The sequence below is a fragment of the Nostoc sp. UHCC 0252 genome (genome assembly GCF_034931145.1).
Lineage (GTDB): Bacteria > Cyanobacteriota > Cyanobacteriia > Cyanobacteriales > Nostocaceae > Nostoc.
In genome coordinates this window covers 31,135-42,562 of record NZ_JAYGHE010000064.1, presented here as the reverse complement: position 1 = coordinate 42,562, position 11,428 = coordinate 31,135, and the positions used below count along the sequence as shown (strand labels likewise).

At 39.6% G+C, this 11,428-nt stretch carries 7 protein-coding genes; 3 read left to right on the top strand and 4 right to left on the bottom strand.

Going from position 1 to position 11,428, the window contains the following annotated elements:
• Positions 1–393: 393 nt before the first annotated feature.
• Positions 394–4,869, bottom strand: coding sequence for a translation initiation factor IF-2 N-terminal domain-containing protein (locus VB732_RS27155; RefSeq protein ID WP_323233983.1), 4,476 nt, complete (start codon positions 4,867–4,869; stop codon positions 394–396).
• Positions 4,870–4,998: 129 nt separating this feature from the next.
• Complete coding sequence (locus tag VB732_RS27150) at positions 4,999–5,916, bottom strand: histone deacetylase (protein ID WP_323233982.1); 918 nt, start codon at positions 5,914–5,916, stop codon at positions 4,999–5,001.
• 109 nt (positions 5,917–6,025) lie between these two features.
• On the opposite strand from VB732_RS27150, the gene VB732_RS27145 reads away from it, so the two are divergent.
• Positions 6,026–7,051, top strand: a complete 1,026-nt coding sequence (locus tag VB732_RS27145; RefSeq protein ID WP_323233984.1) for a mechanosensitive ion channel family protein — start codon at positions 6,026–6,028, stop codon at positions 7,049–7,051.
• A 73-nt stretch (positions 7,052–7,124) separates the two neighbouring features.
• On the opposite strand, the gene VB732_RS27140 is transcribed toward VB732_RS27145, so the two are convergent.
• The gene (locus tag VB732_RS27140; RefSeq protein ID WP_323233981.1) at positions 7,125–7,904 is read right to left on the bottom strand and encodes an MBL fold metallo-hydrolase; all 780 of its coding nucleotides are present in this window, start codon (positions 7,902–7,904) and stop codon (positions 7,125–7,127) included.
• Between the two features lie 112 nt (positions 7,905–8,016).
• Between VB732_RS27140 and VB732_RS27135 the strand changes: the two genes are divergently transcribed.
• On the top strand, positions 8,017–8,454 hold the full coding sequence (locus VB732_RS27135; protein WP_323233980.1) for a VOC family protein: 438 nt from the start codon (positions 8,017–8,019) through the stop codon (positions 8,452–8,454).
• 161 nt (positions 8,455–8,615) lie between these two features.
• Here VB732_RS27135 and VB732_RS27130 read toward each other — a convergent pair whose 3' ends face one another.
• Complete coding sequence (locus VB732_RS27130; RefSeq protein ID WP_323233979.1) at positions 8,616–10,265, bottom strand: S-layer homology domain-containing protein; 1,650 nt, start codon at positions 10,263–10,265, stop codon at positions 8,616–8,618.
• 159 nt (positions 10,266–10,424) lie between these two features.
• Between VB732_RS27130 and VB732_RS27125 the strand changes: the two genes are divergently transcribed.
• A complete protein-coding gene (locus VB732_RS27125; RefSeq protein WP_323233978.1) occupies positions 10,425–11,318 on the top strand; it encodes an alpha/beta fold hydrolase in 894 nt (297 codons plus the stop codon).
• Positions 11,319–11,428: the final 110 nt, after the last annotated feature.

The following is an 11,428-nucleotide window of genomic DNA, read 5'->3' as shown; positions in this document are numbered from 1 at the left end:
AAAATATTCAACTGGATGAATGGTAAAGAGACTTTTGTAACCTCCTTGTGGGCAATTCTGCAAAGATGTATAGCTTGAAAATAGAGAACATCTTAATAACCCCACACTTAGCATATAATACCGTATTTACTTAGATATCTTTACTGAAAAAAATATCTTTGCATACCCTTCATATTATTTACTGATAAATTTACGTAAATGTATTTTTATTTATGCTCTCAATACCTTATGCAAAAAAGAGTATGAAGAGATAGGACAGGCAAAACCTGCCTCCACAGGTTAAAAACTCTTGATTTTGTATTAGTCCACGGAGGTGGGCTTTATTTGTGTAGTAGCGTTCGCGTAGCGTGCCGGAGGCTCTATTCTATTCGCCCAATACTTCTCAAGCAATATCTAGCTGAAAATACGAGAAACATCAACAAAACCTTTATGAATATTTACAATATTTGATACTTCGGAATACATAGTTCCGACTTTACCTGGTTGATGGGTGAATAAATTATGACAACCCACAATTATCAGTAATTCTTGAGCGCGAGAAAATGCAACATTTACCCGTTCTGGTTTCTTAGCAAATCCGACATCTCCTTTACTGTTGTTGCGAACCATACTCACAATCACAACAGGTCTTTCCATACCTTGAAATCTGTCTACTGTCCCAGTACGAATCTCTAATGAAGGGAAAAGTTCGGATTGTAGGCGTTCATCAATTTTCCTTAATTGAGCGCCATAAAAGGTAATTACAGCAATTTCTTTTTTTGGTTCTCCATTAGCAACTTTAGAAGCCCAAGTCGTCTCAAACTGCTGACAGAGACGTTCAATCGCATCAATTTCTGGTGTATTAAAGTAAGAAGTTCCGTTTCTTTGCTCTAAAAACTGATTCTCGATAGGCGTTTTTACCCAAATAAGATGCTGAGATTCTTGGATGATTTCGCCTGCTAAATGATGTGCGCGTTTTGTGTCCGGCTCCAAAATGCCAGATTCTAGTTTACCATCATAAAACTGATTGATTGCTCCCATAATAAATGGGTGCATTCGATATTGTGTAGTTAGCATTTGTTTAATGCTTTCATCAGCCGATTCAAACTGACTTTTAAATAGTGATTCTTCTAAGAATTGTAATTCGTCTCGTGTATTACCCATTGTTTGAGCAACTTCTTCTACAGTGCTAGTATCAAGCATGGGTGGTAATTGCCGATGATCGCCTACCATGACTAATTTTTTACCTTTCAAAGCTGGGATTAGTAACTCTGGTGGAGTACACTTACTAACCTCATCAATGATGACAACATCAAAAGATTTGAATTCTTCCGAAAAACCTCTATTTGCAGCTTGAACGCAGGTGATACCAACGACGTTGGCATTATCTAAATATATGCGCCTTAAATCGTCGCGATCGCGCTCATTTGGCTGTCTTAATTTGCCAATCCAATCTTGGACAAAATTCTGATATTTTTTGAGATAATTTTCTTCTTTTTCGAGTTCCTTTTGCCAAGATTTAAACTGAATATTAATACCGCGCAATAACTCTATATTAAACAAGTCAGCAGCATAATTTTCTGGCTTAAACTTATCCGGTATTCTCTGCCATTCTGTCAACCACCAGTTTCTTTCTTCTATTAAACTATCTGATGGCTGTGGTTGTAATTTGTCTTCTATTTCACGTAAGCTAATTTGTAATTTTTGAAGTTGCTGTAGAGAAGTCTCAGTTTCTTCTTGTAGTTTTGATAAATGCTCGTGTAGAGAACTTCTAATTATCTCCAACACAGCAAAAGGTTCTAAGAATGAAATTAAGGTTTCAAGCTGACTAATGGAAGTTACCCAATAATTCACTTGATTTGAAAATTCTTGCGGATTTTCCCAAATATTTGATTGAGTTGCAATATATTTATCAGTTAAAGTGCGTAATTGAGTAGGTATATTTTGTTGATTAAGTTCTTGCAAAATATTAATAACTCTACCAAGTTGCAGATTAGCGTCTTGTTGTGCTTTTTCTACCTCAGCTTGAGTAATGGATATTTGTTGTTGGCTAATTTCATTCTTCTGAAATTCATTTAATTGTCTTTGTAAATACTGAAGCTGTTGTTCAGTTTCGGTTTTGACTTTTAAAACGCATTGACGTGCATTTACAAGAATAGTATCTAACAATTCTTGGGTAATTTTGGTGAGAGTAGAATCGATGTTATTCCATTCCCATGATGTGCCGTAAGTCCGTTGCATTCTAATTAAGAAAACCTGGGTATTTTCGACCAGTAATTTTCGCTGTTTGGGATTGAGTAGCTGATAATTGCTAAACTGTTGATAGGTTTCTTGCCATTGAGTGCGATCGCTCTTTGATAGCACCATTGGAATCTGACTAAAGTTTTCTTGTAAAAAATAGCTGAAATTATGCTGTTTACCCCGTCTATCGGTAAAACCTCCGTCTATTTCATAAGCGATCGCTTTTGTCAATAGCTCCCATTCTGGCAGATTAATTTTGTAAATTTTTGGTACTATTTGTAATTTTAATGTATTAGCAAACATCAATAAACCTAATGGTAAGTCTACTAAATTCTCTGTTAGTGGTAAACCTGATTGCTGACAATCTTTTAAAGTTTGATATAGATGAGAAGGTGCTGTAGATTTCCATTCTTTTACTGCTGAGATAATATAATCAATTTCTCGTTGGCGATTTTCCCAAATCTGGATTGTTTGCTGTAGATTTTGTAGTTTGGCAAGATATTTCTGATAATCTGGTTGGGCTTGATTTAACAATGCAAAATTCTGTTTGACAACCTCAACTGATGCTGCAACTTCTAAGATGGCTTGACTAGCCTCTTGAGCATGAATAAAAGCAGATTTAAATCCAGAAATTTCTGTTGCTATTTCACGCAACCAAACTGCTAAACCAAAAGCACCAAGCGCCGGATGCACTAAGCCAAGTTCATCAGTATATTTGATGGTTTGACGAACATTTACTAAAAATTCTTCTACTAAACTATTACCTTCTGTGTATGGCTTCAGAAGGGGCAAAAAATCTGTAACTTCTGGAGCTTCCCAATTTATATTTGGTGCAGTATTTAGTATATTTTCTAGACCTGCAATTAGAGATTCAACATTGTTCTGCTTTTCTACAGTTTCGTTATAAGATTTTTCTTGATTTTTAAAGTTTGTCTCTACTTTTAACTTATTTTTATTGAATTTCACCTGCTGCTGGCTAAATTCTTCCTCTGCTTGGAAATAGGGTGTGAATCTTTGTGATGATGCCAGTAACTGACTGAAAATTTTGATATTTTCGAGACGTTGTGTAATATTATTTTCGCAATCAGTTGCTGTATTTTCTAGCCATCTGCCAATAACTTGGTCTTCTAAAAATGGCTGTCCTTCTTCCCCAACTTTTTCGGCTCTACCCTTGCGTACTGCCCGAATCACTGGGTTGTGAACTAATCGACTTAGGGCGTTATCTACTGCTAAATTCGCTTGTGAAGCAATTAGAGTTCGTCCACCTCGAAGGGCAATTTGATAGCAAATTTCAGCAATTACGGTAGTTTTACCAGTACCCGGTGGCCCTTGGATGAGAACAAGATCCTTCGCGGCAAGTACCTTTTCTACTGCTGCTTTTTGTCCGGGATTAGCGGAAGATAATAATAAATCTTGTAGTTGAAGTTCAACAGTTGTTTTGATTTGTCTAGCCTGAGAAGCAGCGAATAAAAAGTTACCTAAATAAGGATTTTGGGTGTAACCATTATTCAAATCATCTAAAGCTTTTTTCTTACGCTGAATCTGCTGAATATCGCCAACTGCCTCAAAACATAAGAATCCGGTAGCTGGTAATTTATAGCGCTCTGTTGCCATGAACTCAGCTAAGTCGCGTTCTAGTTTGAGGCTGATAATACCACGGTTGATATCAACTTCTTCAACAGTCCCTAGTTGACGACCGCTAATCCAATTTTTTCCGACAGGAGCAGTTTCAAAAAGTTTTAAATCTTCGTTTTTTGTGCGTCTTGCTCGTTCCCAAAAATTATCTACTTCGAGGGAATTTTGATAAAAACCGTCAAGGGTGGCTGAGTTTACATCAATTTCAAAACTAATCCGCCTTTTGAAGTTATAGTTATGACTTACGTAACGCACACAAAATTGACGTGCTTTAGCAATTTTTTCTTCAATTTGTAAAAACGCTTTCCAAGCTTTCAGCTGATCTTCTGTAGGTACATTTTCGCCACAAACTGGCGCGGTGGCGATGCGCTTCAATGTCGCTGGCGGAATGTCGAGATGATGCTGATGATTAGCCAGTAAACGCAAGCAACAAGGTATAGCGTAGCTGTCGGCGTGTCCGCGTGAAGGTTGTAACAACTGAGCCGAAAGTATTTTTATACCGTCGCGTCCATCTTTTTGTACAGCTGCTCTAAATCCTAATGTTTTTCTGAGCTTGTCAAGGCTTGCAGGCAATGGAAAATCATCGGAGTCTGTCGCTATTGTCAAATCCCAAATTTCTTCTCTTGCTTCTTTCCCTGCACCTTTGCGACGCACATAAAATAATGAAGGCTTTTTTCCGACACATTCATACATTAACTCATTGGCGCGATCGCGCCGCTCCCTAAAATCGGGATATGATTTCAAGGCAGCCTCACCTTCAAGATGGCGGATAAAGCTATCAATTGCTGAAGCTATAAACGTATAGCCCCAATCTTCAGAGGTTGTTTTAGTTTTTGAAGATTTTGCTGTTAGTTTACTTATCGCTACACGAATACGTTCTGCATCGGATTCTGGAATTGCACTGTTATGGCTTTTGACTGCTATTTTTAGCTTCTCACAAATTGTTAATAGCTTCTTGCTATCTAAATTTAATTCTTTTGCTAGTTCGTAGATTCTGAGTTTACCGTTGTTCATCCAGTTAACAATTGAGGGTTTAGATTTAAACGCAGAGGGGCGCAAAGGTAAGCGCAGAGGGGCGCAAAGTATTATTTTAGTGCGATTCGCTACGAATTAGATTTGGCAACACTCTACGTTCTTCTGCGTTTAAAGTTTGTACTGTTGGTAAACTTCACTGGCGGCGCGATGCAGTAGGGAATGCCGCCAAACTAAAGATTTCATATCATCAGCGTAACCGCCGCCAATGACGCAGGCGACGGGATAACCGCTACTCATACAAGTACTTAAAACCTGCATTTCACGGCGAAAAATTCCCGCATCGGTTAAGGCTAATTTGCCCAAGCGATCGCCTATATGAGGATCAACACCAGCATCATAAAATACTAAGTCTGGCTTGACTTTAGACAACAAATCTGATAGATAATTCGCCAAGGTTTGTAAATAAGCGTCGTCTTCCATTCCTATCGGTAAAGGAACATCCAAATCGCTATTTTGTTTTGTACCGGGGAAATTGACTTCGCAGTGCATGGAGAAAGTAAAAACGCTGTCGTCGTCTTGGAAGATAAAAGCTGTGCCGTCTCCTTGATGAACATCCAAATCTACAATTAAGATTTTTTGGACGAGTCCGAATTTTTGTAAAACGCGACAAGCGATCGCTAAATCATTGAAAATACAAAAACCAGACCCATAACTAGGAAAGGCGTGATGAGTTCCACCAGCCGTATTACAGGCTAAACCATGACTTAATGCCAGTTTTGCGGTGAGTATCGTACCACCTACCGCTACACAGGTACGATTCACTAATGCTGGACTCCAAGGCAAACCAATGCGTCGCTGTGCTTTGGGGTCTAGGGTTCCTTCGCAATAAGCTTGAACGTAGCTTGGGGTGTGGACTAATTCTATCAATTCTAGTGGTGGACGTTCGGGGGTGTGAAATTGTTCTTGATTCGCTACACCATCAGCTAACAGCAATTCGTAGAGTTGTCGGAACTTAGACATCGGGAAACGATGTCCTTCAGGTAGAGGAGCAATATAATCTGGGTGGTAAATAATTGGCAAGTCCATAAGGAAAGACAATCTCAAGCAGCTAATCCGACAACAAGGTAAAATTTAGCCATAATCACAGTAAAAATGCTGTTCTTGTAAATCTAAAATTACAAATTTAAAACTAATGATGATGGAATGGATTCCGCCGATAACGTTTATTTTAGCTGGTTTACTAGCTGGAATAATTGGTGAAAAAGTTATCTTCAAAAAACTGGAAAGATTCGTTAATAATAAACGAATTGCCGGGGGTAATATTATATTTCACTCTCTGCACCGCATGACATTTATTTGGTTTGTCATTGGCGGTTTTTTTTGGGCAGTTCTGAGTTCTCCCCTCAAACCAGATATTGCATTAGTATTGCAAAAACTTCTGACGATCGCACTGCTGTATTCTGTAACCCTCGTTTTAGCCAGATTGACTGCTGGTTTTGTAAATTTATTTATTCGTCGAACAGAAGGGGTTCCCACATCATTAATTTCTAACCTAGCTAAAATTACTGTTTTAGTTTTGGGAACATTAATCATATTGCAAACTGTGGGTGTTCAAATTACACCAATAATTACAACTTTAGGTATTGGTGGTCTGGCAGTTGGTTTGGCACTTCAAGACACTTTAGCAAATTTGTTTTCTGGCTTTTACTTAATTATTTCTAAGCAAGTTAGAACCGGAGATTATGTAAAATTAGATGCTGGACATGAGGGATATGTTATAGATATTTCTTGGCGCAATACAACAATGAGAGAAATTTCCAATAATGTTGTCATTGTTCCCAATTCTAAATTGTCTTCGGCGATTTTCACCAACTATCATTTACCCGCCAAGGAAATTACTTTAACAATGGATGTGGGCGTAAGTTATGATAGCGATTTGGAACAAGTTGAAAAAGTGACTGTAGAAGTTGCTAAAGAAGTTATGCAAGAAATTGCACCGGAATTAAAAGAAAGTGAACCGTTTATCAGATTTCATACTTTTAATGATTTTAGTATAGATTTTACGCTTTATATGCGCGTAAATGAATACTTTGATCAACGGATTGGTAAACATTTATTTGTCAAAAAATTACACAAACGCTATCAGCAAGCTGGAATTCAAATTCCTTTTCCGATTAGAGAAGTGTATACGCAAGATAATTCAGTTAACCCTGGCGACTAGAAATCGCAGTTACACAGGCAAAACCCGTCTGCGTGGGTTAAAAACCTTGATTCTAATCGCTAGGGTTAGATGCTTAAATTGCTAATGCTCGTTTTTCTAATGGTAGTTCAAAGCGATCGCCTGGTTTTGGTTCAAGTACCCGTGTTGAAATATTGTTTTTCTCTAGCAACGAACGAAATTCCTCAGCAGTTCCTTTAGTTTGAATCAATTTCATCAGCAATCCTTCAAACGCCACATCACCACCAGCCGCCGTAGGTATTATTACTTGAGGCTGTAACGATTTTACAACTTCCAAAGCACTATTTTTACCTTTAATAATTGACCCAAGCAAAGGCAACGTCATATCAATAAACGGTGTAATCACTACATCAATGGGTGCAGATTGCTGAAGTTGTGGAGAATGATAACCGTGAGGCTCGTAGTATACAGTTAGACCACTCTCCAATTCTTTGAGGAGATAACTATTTTCTACCAAAGTGGGGCCAATGGGGGAGCCGGGGAAAGCCTTGATTTCAACTTGATTATTTAAAGTGAAAGTTTCACCATGAGCGAGAGTAGTAACTTGGGTATAACCTAACTGCTGTACTACCTTGGCAGCATTGGGAGAGGCTACAACTTTGATGTTGTGGTCGAGTACCTGAAGCGTTGGTGGGTGAGCGTGGTCTTCTAAACCCTGAGACAGCACGATCAAATCAATATTATCTGGTATTGGGCGATTTTGCGATCGCGATCCTTTAAATAACCAATCCAAATTGCTGAAAATTAACGAACCAACCAGCCAAGGGTCAATCAGTATTCTTTTTCCACCAATTTCCAGTAACCAAGAGTTGCTGTCGAACCAAGTTAAAAACATAAATTTTGTGAAGATAACGCCTACCTTCATTATCAATCGTGTCAGCTTTCTATGTAAGCAATGAGTCCAATACCTACATTCTTCCGGTTAAGTCTACACACGGGGTTTTTTTATGTCTGATCTTGGTTTTACTCACATTGCACTTGCAGTCAGTGATGTTGATGCAAGTATCTCATTTTATGCAAAGTATGCCCAGATGACAGTTGTGCATCGTCGCACCGATCAAACTACTCACGTAGATGTTGCTTGGATTAGTGACCTGACTAGACCTTTTGTGATTGTCCTAATTAAAGCAGCGAAAGTAGAAGGCGCATTATTACCACAATCCCATCTTGGGATAGCTTATCAGAATCGTGGGGAAATCGATCGCCTGTGCAATGAGGCACGCGCTGAGGAAATACTGCTGGATGGGCCAAATGACTGGGGCTTTCCGGTTGGTTACTGGGCTTATATTCGAGACCCTGATAGTCATACACTGGAAATTTCCTATGGTCAGGAGATTAGTTTTACAGTTGAGCAAGCTAGAGACGCGAGTAATCGCGTCTCTTAAAAAAATAGTGTTACTTATTACCCAATACGGTTGGGTTAAGGCTAAAAAATAAAATTGGTGTAGGTTGGGTTGAGGAACGAAACCCAACATTATCAAGGCTTTGTTGGGTTTCACTAAAGTTCAACCCAACCTACGGTTCTTCTTAACCCAAGCGTATTGACTTAATTACCAGGAGTACGCCCACCTTCATCATTACTACCACCGTGAGGATGGGAATTGCCTGGGTCGCATCCCTCAGCACCATTACCAATTCCTTGGTTACAATGGCGACGTGGTTTGACACGCTCCATCGAATCCTCAGCTGCAACTTGTTGTTGTCTAACGACATACTGCGAAGAGATGTTTGCAACCCTTCCAGTGCTAGACAAGGCTTGGTATATTAAAGCAGAAACTTCAGACCGGGTTGCTACCTGTTCAGCATTTAGCAAGTTCACATTGGGATAGTTGACGACTATACCGCGTTGTGTCAGGGCAGCAATCAGACTCCGATATTCAGGACGGATAGTATTTGCATCGCTGTAAACAGATAAGATTGTATCTGTGGAGCCAGTAGTTTGATAATTTAATCTCTGCGCTAATGCTACCAAAACATCAAGGCGAGAAAGCTTTTGGCTGGGATTGAAATCCTTGCCCACAACAGTGTTTAAAAAGCCCATTTGATAAACTTCGCTGATGGCGTTGTAAGCCCAATATCGATTTGAGACATCCTTAAATGCGATCGCTTGGCGAATTTTCCCTTTGGCAAAGGCTTTTCGCAGCATTGCCGCAAACTGGGCACGAGTTACTGGTGCATCTGGGCGGAAAGTCCCATCAGGAAAACCTTCGAGAATTTCCATTGTTGCCAATTTGGTAATAAAATTTCTAGCCCAGTAGTTTACGGAAACATCAGAAAAACCAACTTGCAGAGTTCGAGACATACTGATTTGGCGATAATTCATTAGCATTTGACTAATGTCGTAGCTAGAGTTGTCGCTGACTTCCATCACCTGCACCAAACTACCTGGATTAGCTTGTAAAACATCTGCCAAGTCGGAACTAAAAGGGGTAATGAACGACTGACGAACTAAAGCATAATCTCCCTGAGTGAAAGAAAGCGGATAAATACTAGTTTTGGCAATTGTTGACAAACCTTCTACTTGGAACTGACTACCTTGGAAGGTTTGGGAACTGCTCAGGAAAATAACACCTTGGTTTCTGATTTGGGTAAAGTAGTCGTAGGTGGTGGCATTTTTGTCAATAATGCCGTCTTGGTCAGCATCAAGACCATAAACAGTACGAACGACTTGGTATTCATTAGGTTTGGCCGACAAAATCAGGTTAACTGTGGTATTTGCCGACAAACATTCAAACTCGCTGTAGCCAATAAAGCGGTTTTGAATATCATACAATCGCACGACGATGCGATCGCTAGCTTTTAACCCCTTAACAAATTTTACTTTTTGTTTAATCTTGTATTTATAATCACCCACAAACCGTTCTTGTAAATAATTATTATCACTTTTACTCTTGACAGAAACACGGGCAATTACCTCTGAAAAAGTATTTGCAGGTTGCCAAATCGCAAGGCTAAAACCTGTTTTTTTCCCTTTTGCGGAAACTTTATTACTATTTACCTGAGTGCGATTCGTTGTTTCTACTTTTTTATCAGCTAAAAGTTGTTGATTTGTGGAATTATCAGATATTTGGGCGAGGATAGTAGAGAACCCTAAAGCTGCCGATGCAGAAGATATTGGCGAAAATATTGCCACTGAGGTTACAGCTAAAATAAATTTGCTCATTTGAGCAAAGTAACTTTGATTTATGTATTTCATCTCACACTACCATTCATCTAATAAGTCAAGGGATACTAAGTACCTCTTGACCTATTAATCCCTTGGGGTAGATGGAACTAACATCTAATCAATGAGGGTGAGGAGTTATAAGGTCAGAGAACATTACTATATTAAAGAAACACTTTATTAATCTTAATAATGACTGTAAGTACACAACCGCTTGCAACCCAAGACTCCTTTGAAAAATTCATTTGGACTTGGCAGGGCTACAAAATTCAGTACACTGTCATGGGCACTGGACGGCCTCTGGTACTGGTTCACGGCTTCGGTGCTTCCATTGGACATTGGCGTAAAAATATCCCAGTTTTAGCTGATGCTGGCTACCAAGTATTTGCCATCGACCTTTTAGGCTTTGGCGGTTCCGATAAAGCGCCTATTGATTACAGTGTGGAAGTTTGGGTGGAACTGCTGAAAGATTTCTGCACAGCACATATACACGAACCTGCTGTATTTATTGGCAACTCCATCGGCGCACTTTTGAGCTTAATTGTACTGGTAGAACATCCAGAAATTGCTGCTGGTGGTATTTTGATTAACTCTGCGGGTGGTTTGAGTCATCGTCCCCATGAATTGAACCCGCCGCTACGGATGGTGATGGCAGCTTTTAATCGGTTTGTGCGATCGCCAATTACAGGTAAATTTGTCTATAACCGCATCCGCCAAAAAGCCCAAATTCGCCGTACTCTCTACCAAGTTTACCGCGATCGCCAAGCCGTTACCGATGAATTAGTCGATTTACTTTATACACCCTCTTGCGACCCAGGAGCGCAACAAGTCTTCGCTTCCATTCTCACAGCCCCTCCTGGCCCAAGCCCAGAGGAACTTTTGCCCAAAGTAGAACGTCCTCTATTAGTAATTTGGGGTGCTGATGATCCCTGGACACCAATTACCGGGGCCAAAATTTACGAAGAGGCACGTGAAAATGGCAAAGAAATCAAAATTATTCCTATTCCTAATGCCGGTCATTGTCCCCACGATGAGGTTCCAGATGTTGTTAATGCCAAGATTATCGATTGGCTAGCGCAAAGTTAACAATTCATGCCAAGACGCAAATGCAAATACACTTCCTACTGATGCGTCTTGGCCTATGCAGGGTAGAAATGGGGTTGACAATCTGAGGGATTAAATTTTGGATTTTAGAT